The 18,259-nt window shown below is 67.1% G+C and carries 19 protein-coding genes and 1 pseudogene; 11 read left to right on the forward strand and 9 right to left on the reverse strand.

Going from position 1 to position 18,259, the window contains the following annotated elements:
* The coding region (locus tag BN4348_RS51575) for a MarR family winged helix-turn-helix transcriptional regulator (protein WP_066916098.1) at positions 1 to 307 on the reverse strand (307 nt) is incomplete at its 3' end.
* Between the two features lie 82 nt (positions 308 to 389).
* Between BN4348_RS51575 and BN4348_RS51580 the strand changes: the two genes are divergently transcribed.
* Entirely contained in the window at positions 390 to 1,475 is a 1,086-nt protein-coding gene (locus BN4348_RS51580) for an aldo/keto reductase (protein ID WP_066916100.1), read from the forward strand.
* A gap of 78 nt (positions 1,476 to 1,553) precedes the next feature.
* Here BN4348_RS51580 and BN4348_RS51585 read toward each other — a convergent pair whose 3' ends face one another.
* From BN4348_RS51585 to BN4348_RS51600, 4 genes are read right to left on the reverse strand one after another with little or no spacing between them, the layout of a single operon-like run.
* Positions 1,554 to 1,988, reverse strand: coding sequence for a carboxymuconolactone decarboxylase family protein (locus BN4348_RS51585; RefSeq protein WP_066916102.1), 435 nt, complete (start codon positions 1,986 to 1,988; stop codon positions 1,554 to 1,556).
* Positions 1,989 to 2,846 (reverse strand): NAD(P)-dependent oxidoreductase, encoded by an 858-nt coding sequence (locus tag BN4348_RS51590; RefSeq protein ID WP_066916104.1) that lies wholly within the window; start codon positions 2,844 to 2,846, stop codon positions 1,989 to 1,991. It abuts the gene before it with no gap.
* Positions 2,843 to 3,592 (reverse strand): SDR family oxidoreductase, encoded by a 750-nt coding sequence (locus BN4348_RS51595; protein WP_066916106.1) that lies wholly within the window; start codon positions 3,590 to 3,592, stop codon positions 2,843 to 2,845. The genes BN4348_RS51590 and BN4348_RS51595 overlap by 4 nt, the downstream gene beginning before the upstream one ends.
* A 14-nt stretch (positions 3,593 to 3,606) precedes the next feature.
* A complete protein-coding gene (locus BN4348_RS51600; RefSeq protein ID WP_066916108.1) occupies positions 3,607 to 5,076 on the reverse strand; it encodes an aldehyde dehydrogenase in 1,470 nt (489 codons plus the stop codon).
* A 211-nt stretch (positions 5,077 to 5,287) separates the two neighbouring features.
* On the opposite strand from BN4348_RS51600, the gene BN4348_RS51605 reads away from it, so the two are divergent.
* From BN4348_RS51605 to BN4348_RS51645, 9 genes and pseudogenes are all read left to right on the forward strand, one after another.
* Positions 5,288 to 5,914: a TetR/AcrR family transcriptional regulator gene (locus BN4348_RS51605; protein ID WP_066916110.1), complete on the forward strand. Its 627-nt coding sequence runs from the start codon at positions 5,288 to 5,290 to the stop codon at positions 5,912 to 5,914.
* Positions 5,915 to 7,141 (forward strand): cytochrome P450, encoded by a 1,227-nt coding sequence (locus BN4348_RS51610; protein WP_066916112.1) that lies wholly within the window; start codon positions 5,915 to 5,917, stop codon positions 7,139 to 7,141.
* The gene (locus BN4348_RS51615; RefSeq protein ID WP_066916114.1) at positions 7,142 to 7,966 is read left to right on the forward strand and encodes an SDR family oxidoreductase; all 825 of its coding nucleotides are present in this window, start codon (positions 7,142 to 7,144) and stop codon (positions 7,964 to 7,966) included. It abuts the gene before it with no gap.
* Positions 7,963 to 9,315: a cytochrome P450 gene (locus BN4348_RS51620; protein WP_066916116.1), complete on the forward strand. Its 1,353-nt coding sequence runs from the start codon at positions 7,963 to 7,965 to the stop codon at positions 9,313 to 9,315. The genes BN4348_RS51615 and BN4348_RS51620 overlap by 4 nt, the downstream gene beginning before the upstream one ends.
* A 13-nt stretch (positions 9,316 to 9,328) precedes the next feature.
* Positions 9,329 to 9,538 (forward strand): ferredoxin, encoded by a 210-nt coding sequence (locus tag BN4348_RS51625; RefSeq protein ID WP_066916118.1) that lies wholly within the window; start codon positions 9,329 to 9,331, stop codon positions 9,536 to 9,538.
* 3 nt (positions 9,539 to 9,541) lie between these two features.
* A complete protein-coding gene (locus BN4348_RS51630; RefSeq protein WP_066916120.1) occupies positions 9,542 to 10,096 on the forward strand; it encodes a nuclear transport factor 2-like protein in 555 nt (184 codons plus the stop codon).
* Positions 10,097 to 10,241: 145 nt separating this feature from the next.
* On the forward strand, positions 10,242 to 11,369 hold the full coding sequence (locus BN4348_RS51635; RefSeq protein ID WP_066916122.1) for an NDMA-dependent alcohol dehydrogenase: 1,128 nt from the start codon (positions 10,242 to 10,244) through the stop codon (positions 11,367 to 11,369).
* A 100-nt stretch (positions 11,370 to 11,469) separates the two neighbouring features.
* Positions 11,470 to 12,366, forward strand: a pseudogene (locus BN4348_RS61815) (NADH:flavin oxidoreductase); the annotation flags it as partial.
* A gap of 510 nt (positions 12,367 to 12,876) precedes the next feature.
* The gene (locus BN4348_RS51645; protein ID WP_066916124.1) at positions 12,877 to 13,299 is read left to right on the forward strand and encodes a ketosteroid isomerase family protein; all 423 of its coding nucleotides are present in this window, start codon (positions 12,877 to 12,879) and stop codon (positions 13,297 to 13,299) included.
* A 7-nt stretch (positions 13,300 to 13,306) separates the two neighbouring features.
* On the opposite strand, the gene BN4348_RS51650 is transcribed toward BN4348_RS51645, so the two are convergent.
* Together BN4348_RS51650 and BN4348_RS51655 are read right to left on the reverse strand one after the other, a co-directional pair.
* On the reverse strand, positions 13,307 to 14,737 hold the full coding sequence (locus BN4348_RS51650) for a hypothetical protein (RefSeq protein ID WP_066916126.1): 1,431 nt from the start codon (positions 14,735 to 14,737) through the stop codon (positions 13,307 to 13,309).
* Between the two features lie 116 nt (positions 14,738 to 14,853).
* Positions 14,854 to 15,510, reverse strand: coding sequence for a dihydrofolate reductase family protein (locus tag BN4348_RS51655; RefSeq protein ID WP_066916129.1), 657 nt, complete (start codon positions 15,508 to 15,510; stop codon positions 14,854 to 14,856).
* Positions 15,511 to 15,605: 95 nt separating this feature from the next.
* Between BN4348_RS51655 and BN4348_RS51660 the strand changes: the two genes are divergently transcribed.
* Positions 15,606 to 16,010, forward strand: a complete 405-nt coding sequence (locus BN4348_RS51660) for an HIT family protein (RefSeq protein WP_066916215.1) — start codon at positions 15,606 to 15,608, stop codon at positions 16,008 to 16,010.
* Here BN4348_RS51660 and BN4348_RS51665 read toward each other — a convergent pair.
* Together BN4348_RS51665 and phoP are read right to left on the reverse strand one after the other, a co-directional pair.
* On the reverse strand, positions 15,998 to 17,440 hold the full coding sequence (locus tag BN4348_RS51665) for a sensor histidine kinase (RefSeq protein WP_066916131.1): 1,443 nt from the start codon (positions 17,438 to 17,440) through the stop codon (positions 15,998 to 16,000). The two genes, BN4348_RS51660 and BN4348_RS51665, sit on opposite strands and share 13 nt — an antisense overlap.
* A gap of 23 nt (positions 17,441 to 17,463) precedes the next feature.
* The gene (phoP, locus tag BN4348_RS51670; RefSeq protein WP_066916133.1) at positions 17,464 to 18,183 is read right to left on the reverse strand and encodes a two-component system response regulator PhoP; all 720 of its coding nucleotides are present in this window, start codon (positions 18,181 to 18,183) and stop codon (positions 17,464 to 17,466) included.
* Positions 18,184 to 18,259 lie beyond the last annotated feature (76 nt).

Consider the following 18,259-nt stretch of genomic DNA (forward strand, 5'->3'; position numbering starts at 1 on the left):
CGGCGGCGGCTTTACGGCCGGCCGGCGTGAGCAGAAGCCGATGGCGTCGTAGATCGGCGGGGTCGATCTCGCGGCGCACCAACCCGGCCGCCTCGAGCCGTTTCAGGTAGACCGTCACCGTCGCCTTGGGCATGCTCAACGCCGCGGCCAATTCGGCGGGGTAGGGATGCTCGTCGATCTCGGCGAGCAGGAACAGCTCCTTGGACTCGAGGCCGAGCGCGCAGATTTCGGGCTCGGCGCACGCGATGACCGAGACCAGCACCCGGTAGTTCAGCGACCAGATTTTGGCCGCATCAACCGCTGACATCGACTTGCCAGATCGTTCAGTCGTGAACTAGTTTAGAACGGAACAAACGCATAATCGTACAATCTACCAGAAAGCGGCCGCCATGCCTCTGGATCAATACGTGACACTCGGACGCTCCGGCTTGCGCGTCAGCCCCCTGTGCCTCGGCGCGATGACGTTCGGCGAAGACCTCGGCTGGGGCACCAGTGTCGAAGAGTCCCAACAGATCATCGATCGGTACACCGACCTCGGCGGCAACTTCATCGACACCGCCAACTTCTACACCCGGAGCCACTCCGAGAAGATCATCGGCGACCACATCGGGCGCCACCCCGCCCGCCGCGATCGCCTGGTGGTCGCCACCAAGTTCAGCGGCAACCTGTATCCGGGCGATCCGAACGGAGGCGGCTCGGGCCGCAAGTCCCTGATCAGCGCCTGCGAAAACTCGCTACGGCGACTGCAAACCGATTACATCGACCTGTACTGGCTGCACATCTGGGACGCGAACACCCCGATCGAGGAGACCATGGCGGCACTCGACGACCTCGTCCGCGCGGGCAAGGTGCGCTACATCGGCGTTTCGGACACCCCGGCGTGGAAGATCGCCGAAGCCAACCTCGTCGCCCGGTTCCGCGGCTGGTCGGCATTCGTCGGGTTGCAGATCGAGTACTCGCTGCTCGAACGCGACGTCGAACAGGAACTGGTGCCGATGGCACCCGAATTCGGCCTCGGCATCACGCCGTGGTCGCCCCTGAAGGGCGGCGTGCTCAGCGGCAAGTACACCCGGGCCAATGCCGGCCGGAACGACGCCGACCGCGGCGCGATGGTCAACGCGTTCCTCAACGAGAAGACCTACGCGCTGATCGACGAACTCGAGGTCATCGCCAAGGCCCATGAGACGACCGTCGCCAGCGTGGCGCTCGCGTGGGTCAGGGCACAGCCCGCAGTCTCGTCCGTCATCATCGGGGCGCGCCGGCTCTCCCAGCTCGACGACAACCTCCGCGCCGTCGACGTGAGCCTCGGCGCGGACGAACTGGGCCGTCTCGACGCGCTGACAATGCCGAAATTTGGCTTCCCGCACAACATGCTGGAAATGGCACCGGGCATCCTCAACGGCGGAGCGACGGTCAACGGCGTCTCCGCGCCGACCTCCGAGTATGTGATGCCCGCAGGCGGCCAACCCTACTGAGGTCCGTCATCACCGCGAGCAGACGCAAAATCGCACATTTTCGCCTCGAAGCACGCGATTCTGCGTCTGCTCGGCGGGTCAGTCCTTATCACCCGAGTGCATCTTCAACGCGGCGTCCACGTTGGCCTTCTTGTCCTCTCCGGCGCCCTTCGCCGCGGCCTTCTTGCGCTTCGCCACGACGGCGTCGACGGCGCCGTTGAGCGCCGAACCCAGCGGGAAGCCGAGATAGTGGGTCAGGAAGACGGCCATCTCCTTCAGCTCGGTCTCGCTGAGTTCGCCGTTGAGCAGCGCGGCGTTGATCTGGATCTCGGCCAGGTCGCGATTCCCGATCGCGGTCACCGCCGTCAGCGTCATGATGCGCTTGTCGCGCATCGACAAACCCGGTCGCGTCCAGATGCTGCCGAACAGGTGATCGACGGTCAGGTCGAAGTACGCGTCGCCCTCGATGTTGGGCATCTCCCAGCCGTAGACCTCGTTCATCTTCTCGAGGCCCTTGCGGCGCAGCTCGTCCATTTAGGTCTCTTTCTCCGTGTGCGGCACCCCAAGGCCGGCGGCCAAGCTTCCAAAAGCCAACCGGGCCAGCGGCAAGTCGACCGACAACGCCTCACCCAAACCCAGCGCCAGGCTCAGGTCCTTCTCCCCCAGACCACGGGTGTGCATAAACGGTTGGTACAGGAAGTGTTCCGGCTGAAGGTCTTTCATGTTATCGCGGACCATGATCGCCCCCGGCCCACCGGTGAGCGCGTCGGTGTGACGCACCACCCGGCCCAGCGCCTGCAGATCGAGCCCGGCCGCCTCGGCCAGTTTCATGGCCTCGCAGGCCGCGACATACGACGTGAACGTCAACATGTTGCGGGCCAGCTTCATTCGCGTCCCCGCGCCGGGCTCCCCGGCGTGGACCACCATCGCCGCCCAGTGTTTGAAGGCCGGCTTGATCCGTTCGTACACCTCGCGCTCGGCGCCCACCATCGTGGCCAGCTCGCCCTTCGCGGCGGCAGCCGCGCCACCGCTGACCGGTGCGTCGACGATGTGAATGCCCCGTGGTTTGAGCTCGCGGGCCAGTTCTACGGCTGTGGTGTCGCCGATGGTCGAGTGGATCGCGATGACGCTACCGGGCTTGGTGTGTACCGCCAGTTCGCCCACGACCTCCCGCACCTGCGCATCGTCCAGGACGGTGACGTGGATGATGTCCGCGGCGGCGACGTCGGCGACGCTGTCGGCCAGGCTGGCGCCCTTCTCGGCCAGCGGCGTCATCGCCTCCGTCCGGATGTCGTAAACCGTCACCCCACCAGGCCATTCGGTCATCTTCGTGGCCATCGGGGCGCCCATGTTGCCCAGGCCGATGTACCCAAGCCTCAGATCGTTGCTCATGATCGAATTATCTGCCCGCCGTCGACGTTGAAAACCTGCCCGGTGATCCACGACGCCTCGTCGGACAACAGAAATAGGCACATCCCGACGACGTCCGCCGGAGTTCCCATGCGCGACAAGGGAAGACCCTTGACGATGTCGGCGACCATCTCTTGCGGCGTGGTGGTCCGGTTGGCCTCGGTGTCGATGGGCCCGGGCGCGATCGCGTTGATCCGGATGTTCTGGCCGCCGAGTTCGCGGGATAGCTGTTGGGTCAGGCCGTTGATGCCGACCTTGGCCAGGCCGTAGAAGTTCGAGTACAGCCACGCGGCGGTGGACGACTGGTTGACGATCGCCCCGCCGCCGCGCTTGGCCATCTTCTTGTACACCGCGCGGGTGCACCACAGCGCGCCGTCGAGGTTCACGCTCATGAACTTCTTGTAGTACTCGGGGTCGACCGTGAGCAGGAAATCCAGCTTCATGCCCCCGAAGATCGCCGCGTTGTTGACCAGGTAGTCGATGCCGCCGAATTCGGCCAGCGTGCGGTCGGCCATCGCCTTGGCCGACGCCGGGTCGGACACGTCGACCGGAACGGCCAGCGCCGTGCCACCGTCGGCGACGATCTGCTTGGCCACCCCCTCGGCCGCCTCGGCCTTGATGTCGGCCACGACAACCGCGGCGCCTTCACGGGCCAGCGCCTCGGCGTACGCCTGACCGATGCCGCCACCCGACCCGGTGACGATGGCGACCTTGTCCTCGAATCGCATGCTCTCAAGCTCCTCTAGTTAACCGCTGTCGCGATGGTCTTGATCTCCAGGTACTCCTCGAAACCGGCCAGGCCCATCTCCCGACCGTTGCCGGATTGCTTGTAACCGCCGAATGGCGCATCGGCCGAATACCACACGCCGCCATTGACATTGATCGTGCCCGCGCGGACTCGCGCGGCAACCCTGGCCGCCCGCTCCGGGTCGGCACCGAACACGGTGCCCGACAATCCGTATGGCGAGTCGTTGGCGATGCGCACGGCGTCGTCGTCGCCGTCGTGCGGAATCACCGTCAGGACCGGGCCGAAGATCTCCTCCCGGGCGCAGCGGGCGTCGTTGCCCAGGCCCGCGATCACGGTGGGCTCGATGAAGAAACCGACGCCGCGGTCGGCCGGCCGCCCGCCTCCGCACGCGAACGTCCCGCCCTCGGCGATCGCCGAGTCGAGATAGCCCTGTATCCGATCCCGCTGGCGCGCTGAAATCACTGGCCCGCAGATGGTTCCGGGGTCGGTGGGGTCGCCGGCCTTGATGCCGCCCATCGTCGCGGCCGCGATCCAGACCGCTTCGTCGTACCGCGCCCGCGGCACCACCAGCCGGGTGGTGATTGCGCATCCCTGCCCGGCGTGCATGCAGACCGAGAAGCCCGCCACGCCCACCGCGCCGCCCAGGTCGGCGTCGTCGAGGACGATGAACGCCGACTTGCCGCCCAACTCGAGGAAGACCTTTTTGATGGTGGCCGCGCCGTCGGCCATCACGCTGCGGCCGGTGGCGGTCGATCCGGTGAACGAAACCATGTCCACCCGAGGGTCTTTGGCCAACAGCGCGCCCACGCCGTGGTCGCTGGAGGTGACGATGTTGATCACGCCGGGCGGAAAGTCGGTGTGCTCGGCGATGAGCTCGCCCAGCACGGCGGCGCACCAGGGGGTGTCGGGGGCGGGCTTCAAGACGACGGTGTTCCCGGCGGCCAGCGCCGGCCCGATCTTGGCGAGGTTGATCTGGTGGGGGAAGTTCCACGGGGTAATGGCGCCGACGACACCGACGGCCTCTCGGGCGATGGTGCGCCGGGTGGGGATGCCCATCGGCGACGCCTCGCCGAGATCCTGGCTGTACTCGTACGATTCGGCGGTGTCGGCCGCGAATGCCAGGTCGTTGACCGGGACCTCCAGCTGGGCGATGCTGGTGAGCATTCGCGGCGCGCCGACTTCGGCGATGGTCAGGTCGCGCAGCTCTTCGAGGTGCTGCTGCATCGCCCCGCGCAACTGCCGCACACACCGAACCCTCAGCTCGGTGTTGCGGGACCAGTCCGTGTCGTCGAAGGCCCGCCGCGCGGCGTCGATGGCGCGACCCATGTCGTCGGCGTCGGCGTCGGCGGCAACTCCGAGCACTTCTTCGGTTGCCGGGTTGATCGTGGAAAACGTGCCGGCGTTGCCCGGCGACAGCTTCCCGTCGATGAACAGTGCGCTCGCGCCGTCGGCCAACAAGGCCATCTCCCGCTCCCGTCTTTGCGCGGCTCAGTGATGCATGCCGATTGAGTGGACAGTTGTCCGATATAGTCGCATCGAACCATAGTCGCCAGGTCGTCGGCGGTGCAAGAGCGGATCGCGCCGGCCACCACAACCACCGGCGACTTACCCGATTAAGCTGGGTATTTGCAAACCAGTCTTGCTTCCCGTCGCCGACATCCGATAGCTTGGACATGTGTCCAGCGATGCACCGGTTACGATCGCATCCCACGCCGACCGTCAGGCCGGAGCGACTTTGCGCAACCGCCGCCAGGAGGAGACCTTCCGCAAGGTCCTCGCGGCCGGCATAGAAACCCTGCGCGAGAAGTCATACGCCGACCTGACGGTGCGCGCGGTGGCGGCCCGCGCCAAAGTGGCCCCGGCCACCGCGTACACCTACTTCTCGTCGAAGAACCATCTGATCGCCGAGGTCTACCTCGACCTGGTGCGGCAGGTCCCCTACTTCACCGACGTGAACGACCCCATGCCCACCCGCGTGGACAAGGTATTGCGCCATCTGGCGCTGGTGGTCGCCGACGAACCCGAGGTCGGCGCGGCGTGCACGGCGGCGCTGCTGGGGGGCGGGACCGATCCCGCCGTGTGTGCGGCACGCGACCGAATTGGGGCGGAAATTCACCGCCGCATCGCCTCGGCGATCGGTCCGGGCGCCGACGCGGCCACCGTATCCGCGCTCGAGATGGCGTTTTTCGGCGCCCTGGTGCAGGCCGCCAGCGGGCAGCTCACCTACCGCGAGATAGCCGACCGCCTTGGCGACGTGGCGGGACTCATCTTGGGCGCCGCCAGCGAGGAGACAGGTACTTAGATGACCGTGCACGTCGGCGACCACGAGCTGGTCCTGGATCCCTACGACTACGACTTCCACGAGGATCCGTATCCGTATTACCAGCGGCTGCGCGACGAGGCGCCGCTGTATCGCAACGACGAGTTGAAGTTCTGGGCGCTGTCGCGGCACCAGGATGTGCTCCAAGGCTTCCGCAACAGCACGACGCTGTCCAACAAGTACGGCGTCTCGCTGGATCCCGCGTCGCGCGGCCCGCACGCGTCCAAGACGATGTCATTCCTGGCGATGGACGATCCCGCCCACCTGCGGCTGCGGACGTTGGTCTCGAAAGGGTTCACCCCCAGGCGGATTCGGGAGCTGGAACCCCGTGTCACCGAGATCGCGACCCAGCACCTCGACACGATGCTGGACAAGGCCCGGTCTTCGGCGGACGGCACGGTCGACTACGTCGACGAGTTCGCCGGCAAGCTGCCCATGGACGTCATCTCCGAGTTGATGGGCGTCCCCGAGCCGGATCGGGTCCAGGTCCGGGCCTGGGCCGACGGCGTGATGCACCGCGCCGAGGGCGTCACCGACGTGCCACCGGAGGCGGTCGAGGCGTCCCTCAACCTGATCGTCTACTACCAGGGGATGGTGGCCGAGCGGCGCAAGATGCTGACCGATGACCTGACGTCGGCGCTGCTGGAGGCCGAGATCGACGGCGACCGGCTCACCGACGACGAGGTGCTCGGCTTCATGTTCCTGATGGTGATCGCCGGCAACGAGACCACCACCAAACTGCTTGCCAACGCGGCGTTTTGGGCGCACCGAAACCCCGATCAGCTGGCCCCGGTCTACGCCGACCTGTCCCGGGTGCCACCGTGGGTCGAGGAGACCCTGCGCTACGACACCTCGAGCCAGATCCTGGCCCGCACCGTGGCCGGGGAACTCACTCTCTACGGCACCACGATCCCCGAGGGCGACGTCCTGCTGCTGCTGCCCGGTTCGGGCCATCGCGACGAGCGGGTCTTCGACAACCCGGACGACTATGTGATCGGGCGCGAAATCGGGCCCAAGCTATTGAGTTTCGGTAGCGGCGCACACTTCTGCCTGGGCGCGCACCTGGCGCGGATGGAGGCCCGGGTCGCGCTGAGCGAGTTGTTCAAGCGAATCCGCGGATATCAGGTGGACGAGGCCAACGCCGTCCGCGTCCACTCCAGCAATGTCCGCGGATTCGCTCACCTACCCATGAGCGTGGAGGTCCGCTGAATGCCCCGCTTTGACCCGTTGCCCGAACGCCGGCCGGCGATCGTGGCCGGCGCCTCGTCCGGCATCGGAGAGGCCACCGCCATCGAGCTCGCGGCGCACGGCTTCCCGGTCGCGCTGGGCGCCCGCCGGGTGGAGAAGCTCAACGACATCGTCGGCAAGATCAACGCCGAAGGCGGCGAGGCGGTCGGATTCCACCTGGACGTCACCGACCCGAATTCGGTGAAATCCTTTGTCGCACAGTCTGTCGACGCGCTGGGCGACATCGAGGTGCTGGTGGCCGGCGCGGGCGACACGTACTTCGGCAAGCTGGCCGAGATCACCACCGACGAGTTCGAGTCGCAGCTGCAGATCCACCTCGTCGGCGCCAACCGGCTGGCCGCCGCCGTGCTGCCCGGCATGCTGGAGCGGCAGCGCGGCGATTTGATCTTCGTCGGCTCCGACGTGGCCCTGCGCCAGCGGCCGCACATGGGCGCCTACGGCGCCGCCAAGGCCGCGCTCGTCGCGATGGTCACCAACTTCCAGATGGAGCTCGAGGGCACCGGCGTGCGGGCCTCGATCGTGCACCCCGGCCCGACGAAGACATCGATGGGCTGGAGCCTGCCGGCCGAGAAGGTCGGCCCCGCACTCGAAGACTGGGCCAAGTGGGGCCAGGCCCGCCACGACTACTTCCTGCGGGCGGCGGATTTGGCGCGGGCCATCACGTTCGTCGCCGAGACCCCGCGCGGTGGCTTCATCGCGAACATGGAGCTGCAGCCCGAAGCCCCGTTGGCCGACAAGAAAGATCGCCAGAAGCTCGCACTCGACGAAAAGGCATTGGACTCATGACAACCGCCATCGTGCCGCGGGTTTCCGGCGGCGAAGAAGAGCACGGCCACCTCGAGGAGTTCCGCACCGACCCCATCGGTTTGATGAAGCGCGTCCGCGATGAATGCGGAGATGTCGGCTGGTTCCAGCTGGTCGACAAGCACGTGATCCTGCTCTCCGGCGCGGGCGCCAACGAATTCTTCTTCCGTTCCGCCGACGAGGACCTCGATCAGGCCGAGGCGTACCCGTTCATGACGCCGATCTTCGGCAAGGGCGTGGTGTTCGATGCCAGCCCCGAGCGGCGCAAGGAGATGCTGCACAACTCGGCGCTGCGGGGCGAGCAGATGAAGGGCCACGCCGCCACCATCGAGGGCGAAGTCAAAAAGATGATCGCCAACTGGGGCGACGAGGGCGAGATCGAGCTGCTCGACTTCTTCGCCGAGCTGACCATCTACACCTCGACGGCCTGCCTGATCGGGCTGAAGTTCCGGGAGCAGCTCGACCACCGGTTCGCCGAGTACTACCACGAGCTGGAACGCGGCACCGACCCGCTGTGCTATGTCGACCCCTACCTGCCGATCGAGAGCTTCCAGCGTCGTGATGAAGCACGCGTGAAACTCGTTGCGGTGGTGCAAGAGATCATGGACCAGCGGCTGGCCAATCCGCCGAAGGACAAGGCCGACCGCGACATGCTCGACGTGCTGGTCTCGATCAAGGACGAGGACGGCAGGCCGCGCTTCTCCGCCGACGAGGTCACCGGGATGTTCATCTCGCTGATGTTCGCGGGGCACCACACCAGTTCGGGCACGTCGGCGTGGACGTTGATCGAGCTGATCCGCCACCCCGATGTTTACGCCGAGGTGCTCACCGAGCTCGAGGAACTCTACGCCGACGGCCAGGCGGTGAGTTTCCATGCGCTGCGCTCGATTCCGAAGCTGGACAACGTGGTCAAGGAAACACTGCGATTGCATCCGCCGCTGATCATCCTGATGCGGGTCGCCAAGGGCGAGTTCGAGGTCGAGGGCTTCCCGATCCATGCCGGAGACTATGTGGCGGCGTCCCCGGCGATTTCGAACCGGATTCCCGAGGACTTTCCCGATCCGGACGCCTTCAAGCCCGATCGCTACAACAAGCCCGAGCAGGCCGACATCGTCAACCGGTGGACCTGGATCCCGTTCGGCGCCGGCCGACACCGCTGCGTGGGGGCCGCTTTCGCCCAGATGCAGATCAAGGCCATCTTCTCGGTTCTATTGCGCGAGTACCGGTTCGAGATGGCCCAGCCGGCCGACAGCTACCACAACGACCACTCCAAGATGGTTGTCCAGCTCGCCCGGCCGGCCAAGGTGCGCTACCGCAAGCGCAACGGGTAAGGAGTGGAAACCGATGGGCGGATTCGGGGTCGAGGCCGATCTGGATTTGTGTCAGGGCCACGCCATGTGCGAGCTGGAGGCGCCGGATTACTTCCGGGTGCCCAAACGGGGCAAGGTCGAGATCCTCGACCCCGAACCGCCCGAAGACGCCCGCGATGAGGTCGAGCGCGCGGTCGCGATGTGCCCTACGCAAGCACTGTTCATCAAAGAGAAAGAAGGCTGACCCATGAATTTCAAGGCGTCAGGTTCACGCGCGGATCTCGAAGCATGGGTCGACCGCTGGCTGCAGGCCAACAAGGACTGCGAAAAGGCCGGTGACTGGAAACCGCTGGCCGACTTCTACACCAAAGACGCCACCTACGGCTGGAACATCGGCCCTAAGGAAGACGTGATGTGCGTCGGCGTCGACGAGATCCGCGACATCGCCCTCGGTCTGGAGATGGAGGGCCTGGAGAACTGGGTGTACGAGTACCAGAAGGTGCTCATCGACGAGAAGCAGGGCGAGATCGTCGGCTTCTGGAAGCAGATCGTCAACAAGGCCGACGGCACCCAGGACGAGATCTACGGCATCGGCGGCAGCTGGTTCCGCCTCGACGGCGACCTGCTCATCGAGTGGCAGCGGGACTTCTTCGACTTCGGTCACGTCGCGAAGATGTTCGCGAACCTCATCGAGTCCGGCGACCTGTCCGCCGGCATGCAGAACCGGATCCAACGCAGCATCGCCGGCGAGAAGCTGCCGGGCTACTACCCGCTCGGGCAGGCGCCCGTCCCGATCTGGTGAGCGGTGTGTACCCAACCAAGCATTTGATTTGTTGTACGCGCTATGCTGGCGCGACAGGGGTGCCCTGTGGCACTCGTCACCACTGCTGCCGGGCAAGACGGGTCGGGCAGTCTCACTTCAAAGGCGAAATGGGGTCAGGTCCAACGTGAAGACAAAAGGCGCTCTGATCTGGGAGTTCAACCAGCCGTGGTCCATCGAGGAAATCGAGATCGGCGACCCGCAAGCGCATGAGGTCAAGATCCAGATGGAAGCGGCCGGCATGTGCCACTCCGACCACCACCTGGTCACCGGCGGTATCCCGATGGCGGGCTTCCCGGTGCTCGGCGGCCACGAGGGCGCCGGCATCGTCACCGAGGTCGGGCCCGGCGTCGAAGACATCGCCCCCGGCGACCACGTGGTGCTGTCGTTCATCCCGTCCTGCGGGTCCTGCCCGACCTGTCAGGCCGGCCTGCGCAACCTGTGCGACCTGGGCGCCGGGTTGCTGGGCGGTGCCGCGGTGTCCGACGGCACGTTCCGCATCCAGGCCCGCGGCCAAAACGTCTTTCCCATGACGCTGCTGGGCACCTTCTCGCCGTACATGGTCGTGCACCGCAGCTCGGTGGTGAAGATCGACCCGTCGGTGCCGTTCGAGGTGGCCGCCCTGGTCGGCTGCGGCGTCACCACCGGCTACGGTTCGGCGGTCCGCACCGCCGACATCCGGCCGGGTCAAGACGTCGCTATCGTCGGCGTCGGCGGCGTCGGCATGGCCGCGCTGCAGGGTGCCGTCAACGCGGGTGCGCGCTACATCTTCGCGATCGACCCGGTGGAGTGGAAGCGCGACCAGGCCCTGAAGTTCGGCGCCACGCACGTCTACCCCGACATCATGGCCGCGATGGCCGGCATGGCCGAGGTCACCTACGGCCTGATGGCCCACAAGGTGGTGGTCACGGTCGGCGAGCTGCACGGCGCCGACATCGACAATTACCTGAACATCACCCAGAAGGGCGGCACCTGCGTGCTGACCGCCATCGGCAGCCTGCTGGACACCAACGTGACGCTGAACCTGGCGATGCTGACCCTGATGCAGAAGAACCTGCAGGGCACCATCTTCGGCGGCGGCAACCCGCAGTACGACATCCCGCAGCTGCTGTCGATGTACAAGGCCGGCAAGCTCAACCTGGACGACATGATCACCCGCCAGTACAAGCTCGAGCAGATTAACGACGGCTACCAGGACATGCTGGACGGCAAGAACATTCGCGGCGTCATCCGCTACACCGACGCCGATCGGTAAGTCCACCGCAGCCGCGCCGGTGAGCACCGGCTTCCCACACCTGCTGGCGCCGGGACGAATCGGCGCCATGACGGTGCGCAACCGGGTGGTCATGTCTCCGATGGAGACGATGTACGGCACCCCCGACGGGCTGCCGTCGGCGCGCACCCGCGACTATTTCGCCGCCCGCGCCGAGGGTGGCGTCGGCCTGATCACGGTCGGCGCCACCGGCGTCGACCACCATCACCCCGAGACGCCCGGTGGCCTCCACCTGGCGACCGACGAGGCGGTGGACGCGCACCGGGCGTTGGTCGAGGTGGTGCACGAACACGGCGCCAAGATCCAGCCGCAGATCGTGCACGCCGGGCCCGACGGCCTGGGGCCGGAGATGTTCGGCGTCACCTCCCTGGGGCCGTCGGTGATTCCGTCCTACCTCACCGGGCGTCCGTCGGCCGAGATCAGCAAGCGTCAGCTGTGCGAGGTGTTCGACCAGTTCAAGGCCGCGGTGCGCCGCGCCGCCGAGGCGGGCTACGACGGCATCGAGCTGCACGCCGCGCACGGCTACATGCTGCTGGGGTCTTTCCTTGCTCCCCAACGAAATCGGCGCACCGACGACTACCGGGGTGACTCGGCGCGCGGCCGGGCGCGAGTGGTGGTGGAGACGCTGGCCGCGATTCGCTCCGAGGTCGGCGACGCCCTACCGATCACGCTGCGCATCTCCGGTTACGAGCGGGTCGCGGGCGGGCGACCCAGCTACGAAACCGCGCGGCTGGCACCCGAACTCGTGGCCGCCGGGGTCAGCGCGTTCCATGTCAGCGGCGGGGTGATCGACCGGCTGGTCACGGGAATGGTCAACGGCGCCGACGACGGCGACGGGGTCAATGTCGGCGCGGCGGCCGCGGTCAAACAGGTGGTCGACGTGCCGGTGATAGTCGTCGGCCGCATCCATGACCCGGTCGCGGCCGAGCGGATCCTGGCCGAGGGCCGCGCCGATTTCGTCGCGATGGGACGGCCGCTGCTGGCCGACCCCGAGCTGCCCCGCAAGCTGCGGTCCGGCCAGGCGCGCCGGGTGCGCAAGTGCATCTCCTGCGAAAACTGCATCGACGCAATGGAACAACGCTTTTCCGTCGACTGCGCGGTCAACCCCCGCGCCGGCAAGGAGCGCGAACTGGCCGCCCGCCGCGCCGGCCGGGCCAAGCGGGTGGTGGTGGTAGGCGGCNACCGAGCACATGGATCGTCTCGATCGGCTCGGCGTCACGGTGCACGTCCGCGCGGCCGTCGACCGGATCACCGCGCGCGACGTGGTGTTTACGCCGGCCGGCGGCGCGCCTCGCGAGCTGCCCGCCGACAGCGTCGTCGTCGCGGGGACGGTTCAACCGGACACCCGCCTGTTCGACAGCCTGGTCGCGGCCCTGCCCGGCTCCGAGGTGCACGCGGCCGGCGACTGCACCGGGCTGGGACTCATCCGCAAGGCCACCGAGGAGGGCGCACGCGCCGCGTGCGCGATCTAAAGATAGAGGAGAGAGAAATGACCGAAACCGCGCAGGCCTCCCCCGCGCTGACCGCCTCGCAATCCTCGTGGCGTTGCGTGCAAGCGCACGACCGCGAGGGCTGGCTGGCGCTGATGGCCGACGACGTCGTCGTCGAGGACCCGATCGGCAAGTCCGTCACCAATCCCGACGGCACCGGGGTGCGGGGCAAGGAGGGCGTCGCGGCCTTCTACGACACCAACATCGCGGCCAACCGGCTCACCATCACCTGCGAGGAGACGTTCCCGTCGAGCTCGCCCGACGAGATCGCGCACATCCTGGTGCTGCGCAGCAGGTTTGAGGGCGGCGTCACCAGCACGGTGCGCGGGGTGTTCACCTACAAGGTCAACGACGCGGGCCTGATCACCAACATGCGCGGCTACTGGAACCTCGACATGATGGAGTTCGGCCAGGAGGGGTGAGGCCCGCTCAGCCGATGAGGCCGAGCCCGGTGAGGTTGCCCTGCATGGCCCGATGGTCCGTCAGCACCATGGTCGGGGTCTGCAGCGGATCGCTGAGGATGGTGGCCGATTTCGGCTGCTGCCACAGCAGCGCCCCGTTGCCGGCGTCGACGACGCCGTAGGCGAACAGGTCGAGCGGCGTGGTGCGGTCGACCCCGATCCGGGTGATGGTGTAGAGCAGGCCGTCGGCGGCGGACAGGTGCGGCAGCGCGGCGCTGCGAACCTTGTTCTCCCACACGGTATGACAGCCCGGATTGTCGACGTCCACCCTGGTCATGCCGCCGACGAACGGCGCCGTCGCGGGAACGGCCGGAGGGGCGCCCGCAGGGACCGCGGGGTAGGGGTAGCCGTAGGTGCTGGACACGAACACCGAGTTGCCGAGCCCGATCGGCGCGTTTTCGCTGCCCGGGCCGCCCTGAGTCAAAACCGTTTGCTGGCAGATCAATTGGCCCGTACCGGACTGGTAGATCAGCGCGTGCACCTGGGGGCTGGCGTTGTCGACGATGGTCAGGTAATCGGCGCCCGTCACGGGGCCGAAGTAGACGGGCGTGGAGCCGGTCCCCCAGCTGAGCTGCCCCGGCTTGCGGGCGGGGCCGCGGTCATAGGCGGACCGCCAAAGGGTTTGGGGGTTGCCGGCGATGTCGAGGTTCAGCTCGTAGAGGGCGAAAGTGGTGGCCACCGCGACGCGACCGCTCGGCGCCGACGAGATGCTGTTGGCCACCTGTTCTCCCGCGGGCAGCTGCACAGTGGCGACGCCGCCGCCCGTCTTGGCCACACCCACGACGCCGCTACCGGTGGCGAACCAGACGTTGCCCGCATAGTCGGGAACCAGGCCCACCGAGTTGTCGCCGGCCGGTATCGCTCCAGACAGGTCGGTGGACTCGGTGACGATCAGCTTCCAGCAGCCCAGCGGCCCCTCTTTGGCGTGCGCGATGCGCAGCAGGTGGTTGGTCCCGTCGATCATCACCACCTGGTTGTTGTTGTCCAGGTAGGCGTAGACGCCGCCGAGCAGGCTGCCCTTGGCGACTTGAAGTTTGGCCAGCGGGACGAAGACTGGGACGCGGCCGCCGGGATCGATCAGGAAGATCGTCGGGGTCTGCGTGAGGTCGCTGGTGCACAGGGCCAACACCAGGCCGTCGGTGCCCTGCATGATCGTCGGGCAGGCCGCCAGCAGCGGGTAGCCGAAGATCGCGTTGAGGTGTGCGCCGGGCCCGGGAAGCGGCCCGGCGTCGGATGATTCGGCGTCGTTGTGCAACGACGCGAGGCCCAGCGGCGCCATGAACGGGTTGGGCGGTGCGAACGGCCCCCACGCGTCGGCGGCCCGCGCGTCGGCGCCCGAGACAAGGGCGGGGGCAAGGGACACGGCGCACGCGGTCAGCAATGCCACGGGAAACCGCACAGAGGTCTCCTCCCGTGAATTGCGTACAGTGATTTTCCCGAGGTCACAGAACGAATCCGCAACGCTGGACTAACGATTCGGCTTCGAGACGGCGTGGCACACCGGTCGGCAGTTGGCTAGCGGCGCGTGAAGATCTGATGCGTGACGCCGCTGGGGCTGCTCACCGATTGCACCGCGAATCGCTGCTCGAGGCCCTCCAATCCGTCCCACAATCGCTCGCCGCGCCCCAGGACGATCGGTACCACTGTGATGTGCAGATGGTCGACGAGGTCAGCGGCGAGGAATCGACGAACGGTCGACGGTCCACCGCCGAGGCGAATGTCGCTGTGTCCGGCGGCCTTTCGTGCCAACGCGAGGGATTCGACGGGGCCGGCGTCGATGAAGTGGAAGGTGGTGCCGCCAGCCATCTCGATCGAGGGTCGTGGATGGTGGGTCAGCACGAAGACCGGGGTGTGAAACGGCGGCTCGGCGCCCCACCAGCCATTCCACTCCGCACGACCCGCTTGGCCGCTCCACGGGCCGCGCTGCGGCCCGAACTTGCCGCGTCCCATGATTTCGGCGCCGATGCCCGGCGCCCACATGCCGGCCAGGGCGTCGTCGATGCCCGTGGTCCCGCCCGCCTCTCCGTGCATCGCGCGGAACGTGCGGGTGGCGAAAAACCATTCGTGTAGCCGGCCGCCCGCGTGCCCGAACGGCTCGTGCAGGCTTTGTCCGATGCCCGTCGCGAAACCGTCGAGGGAAACCGAAAAGTTGTGCACTCGCACCTGTGACATGACGAAATCTCGTTCCTTCGTTGTGGGTCCTTTCCGGACTGACCATCAACACCCGCGGAACTCATCGATCAGTGGCCGAACATATGCTGGGGCCCATGGCTTCGATCTTCACCAAGATCATCAACCGCGAACTGCCCGGCCGTTTCGTCTACGAGGACGACGACATCGTCGCGTTCCTGACGATCGAGCCGATGACCCAGGGCCACACGCTGGTGGTGCCGCGCGCCGAGATCGACCAGTGGCAGGACGTCGACGGTGCGGTGTTCGCCCGGGTGATGGCGGTCAGCCAGCTGATCGGCAAGGCCGTGTGCAAGGCGTTCAAGACCGAGCGCGCCGGGATGATCATCGCCGGCCTCGAGGTGCCCCATCTGCACGTCCACGTCTTTCCCACCCGCAGCCTGAGCGACTTCGGTTTTGCCAACGTCGACCGCAACCCGTCACAGGAGTCGCTCGACAACGCCCAGGCCAAGATCAAGGCCGCGCTGGCTCAGCTGGCGTGAGCCGGCGCCGGCGCGGGGACCTCGCTGACGCGGGGCAGCGTGACGCGGAAGCAGCACCCCTCGCCGGGTGAGGTCAGCACGGTGACGTCGCCGCCGTGCGCGCGCACCAGCGAGTCGACGATGGACAACCCCAGTCCGGTGCCGCCGCTGGCCCGGGCCCGGGACGAGTCGGTGCGATAGAAACGTTCGAACACCCGCGACGCGTCCTGCTGACTCATGCCGGGACCCTTGTCGGCCACTTCCAGCACCGCGTCGTTGCCCTCGGTGCCGACGCGAACCGTGACATCGGCGCTGTCCGGGGTGTGCTGCAGGGCGTTGGCGACCAGGTTGCTGAGCACCTGGCGAATCCGGGGTTCGTCGCCGAGCACTTCCGGGGTGCCGGGGCCGTCGAGGACCTCCATGGTGATGGTGCGCGTGGGGTCGATCGCCTGCGCGTCGTGGACGGCGTCGCTGGCCAACGCCAGCAGGTCGACCCGGTGGCGTTCGAGCGGTCGTTGCACGTCCAGCCGGGCCAACAGCAGCAAGTCGTCCACCAGCAGGCCCATCCGGCTGGCTTCGTTTTCGATTCGCGACAACAGCATGGGCACGTCGCGGGCCGCGCCCTGCCGATACAGTTCCGCGAAGCCGCGGATGGTCGTCAGCGGCGTGCGCAGTTCGTGGCTGGCGTCGGTGATGAACCGTCGCATCCGGTCCTCGGAGCGGCGGGCTTTCTCAGCCGACGACTCCGAGGACGCCAGCGCCTGCTGTATCTGGGTGAGCATCCCGTTGAGCGCCAACGAAAGTCGGCCCACCTCGGTTCGGGGATCACGCTCCGGAACAAGGCGATCCCGCTGGCCGGCGGCGATCGCCGCGGCGGTGTGCTCGACCTCGACGAGCGGGCGCAGGCTGCGGTGCACCACGGCGAAACTGGCGATCCCGACGACCACCAGCACCGCGACCCCGATGCCGAACTGCAGCCAGCCCAGGGAGCTCAGGGTGTGCTGGACGTCGGACAGGTCGATCGCGACCGTCGTCAGGCCGTGCGGTCCGCGCACCGACACCGCGCGCCATTGAATGTCGGAGCCGTTGATCGAGGGCAGCGTCGTCGGGCTCGGGCCCACGTCGTTGTCGGGCGGCAGCGCCGGTTCGGCGTTGCGGTCGTTGATGGCGGTGAACGGGGTGCCGTCGGTGCCGATGCCCCGCACGTAGAACTTCGACGGCGGCCGTCCCGGGTCGGGCCCTTCGTACGGGGGCGGCGATTGGCGCCGCGGGGCCTGCGCCCAGCCGCGGGAGGCCTCGAGCAGCGTCTGGTCGATCCGGCCGATCAGGACGTGACGCAGGATCGAGGTGACGGCGAACCCCGAGACGGCCAGCCCGCAGCCCACCAACAGCAGGGTGGCGGCCACCAGACCCACCCGCAACGGCACCCCGCGTCGAACCTTGTCGGCCATCCTCTTATTCTTCGCCTCCGCTCTTAGCGCGGCTCCCGCAGGACATAGCCGACCCCTCGCAGGGTGTGCAGTAGCCGCTTCTCCCCGGTGTCGATCTTGCGCCGCAGATACGACACGTAGGACTCCACAACGTTGACGTCGCCCCCGAAGTCGTAGCGCCAGACGTGGTCGAGGATCTTCGGCTTGCTCAGCACGGTGCCCGCGTTGATCACAAAGTAGCGCAGCAGGGTGAACTCGGTCGGCGACAGCGACACCGGTTCGCCGGCCTTCCACACCTCGTGGGTCTCCTCGTCGAGCTCGATGTCGGCGAACGTCAGCCGGGCGTTGCGAGGCTCGGCCCCGCCCTTGCCGGCGCGCCGCAGGATGACCCGCAGCCGGGCGACGACCTCCTCGAGGCTGAACGGTTTGGTCACGTAGTCGTCGCCGCCCAGCGTCAGGCCGGCGATCTTGTCCTGCAGGGAGTCGCGGGCGGTCAAAAACAGCGCCGGGGCGTCGATGCCGTCGGCGCGCAGCCGGCGCAGCACCCCGAAGCCGTCCATGCCGGGCATCATCACGTCAAGGATCACCGCGTCGGGCCGCGCGTCACGGGCGCGATCCAGCGCCTGGGCCCCGTTGGTTGCGGTGTAGACCTCAAACCCCTGGAACTTGAGGCTGACGGAGAGCAGTTCGACGATGTTGGCCTCGTCGTCGACTACGAGTACGCGAGCCTCCGGTTTGGTTTCGATTGAGGTTGGCGCTGTCATGAGGTAATTCCGTCCCTTTGTTTGAACGTTGCCTTTCCGATTATTGTGCGATTCCTGAAAGCTCGGTGCCAGTCGT

This window comes from Mycobacterium interjectum, assembly GCF_900078675.2.
GTDB lineage: Bacteria > Actinomycetota > Actinomycetes > Mycobacteriales > Mycobacteriaceae > Mycobacterium > Mycobacterium interjectum.

Excerpts from the sequence above, each read along its gene's own strand:
- BN4348_RS51580 (WP_066916100.1), top strand. The coding sequence starts at position 390 with ATGCCTCTGGATCAATACGTGACACTCGGACGCTCCGGCTTGCGCGTC.
- BN4348_RS51585 (WP_066916102.1), bottom strand. The coding sequence starts at position 1,988 with ATGGACGAGCTGCGCCGCAAGGGCCTCGAGAAGATGAACGAGGTCTAC.
- BN4348_RS51590 (WP_066916104.1), bottom strand. The coding sequence starts at position 2,846 with ATGAGCAACGATCTGAGGCTTGGGTACATCGGCCTGGGCAACATGGGC.
- BN4348_RS51595 (WP_066916106.1), bottom strand. The coding sequence starts at position 3,592 with ATGCGATTCGAGGACAAGGTCGCCATCGTCACCGGGTCGGGTGGCGGC.
- BN4348_RS51600 (WP_066916108.1), bottom strand. The coding sequence starts at position 5,076 with ATGGCCTTGTTGGCCGACGGCGCGAGCGCACTGTTCATCGACGGGAAG.
- BN4348_RS51610 (WP_066916112.1), top strand. The coding sequence starts at position 5,915 with ATGACCGTGCACGTCGGCGACCACGAGCTGGTCCTGGATCCCTACGAC.
- BN4348_RS51615 (WP_066916114.1), top strand. The coding sequence starts at position 7,142 with ATGCCCCGCTTTGACCCGTTGCCCGAACGCCGGCCGGCGATCGTGGCC.
- BN4348_RS51620 (WP_066916116.1), top strand. The coding sequence starts at position 7,963 with ATGACAACCGCCATCGTGCCGCGGGTTTCCGGCGGCGAAGAAGAGCAC.
- BN4348_RS51625 (WP_066916118.1), top strand. The coding sequence starts at position 9,329 with ATGGGCGGATTCGGGGTCGAGGCCGATCTGGATTTGTGTCAGGGCCAC.
- BN4348_RS51630 (WP_066916120.1), top strand. The coding sequence starts at position 9,542 with ATGAATTTCAAGGCGTCAGGTTCACGCGCGGATCTCGAAGCATGGGTC.
- BN4348_RS51645 (WP_066916124.1), top strand. The coding sequence starts at position 12,877 with ATGACCGAAACCGCGCAGGCCTCCCCCGCGCTGACCGCCTCGCAATCC.
- BN4348_RS51655 (WP_066916129.1), bottom strand. The coding sequence starts at position 15,510 with ATGTCACAGGTGCGAGTGCACAACTTTTCGGTTTCCCTCGACGGTTTC.
- BN4348_RS51660 (WP_066916215.1), top strand. The coding sequence starts at position 15,606 with ATGGCTTCGATCTTCACCAAGATCATCAACCGCGAACTGCCCGGCCGT.
- BN4348_RS51665 (WP_066916131.1), bottom strand. The coding sequence starts at position 17,440 with ATGGCCGACAAGGTTCGACGCGGGGTGCCGTTGCGGGTGGGTCTGGTG.
- phoP (WP_066916133.1), bottom strand. The coding sequence starts at position 18,183 with ATGACAGCGCCAACCTCAATCGAAACCAAACCGGAGGCTCGCGTACTC.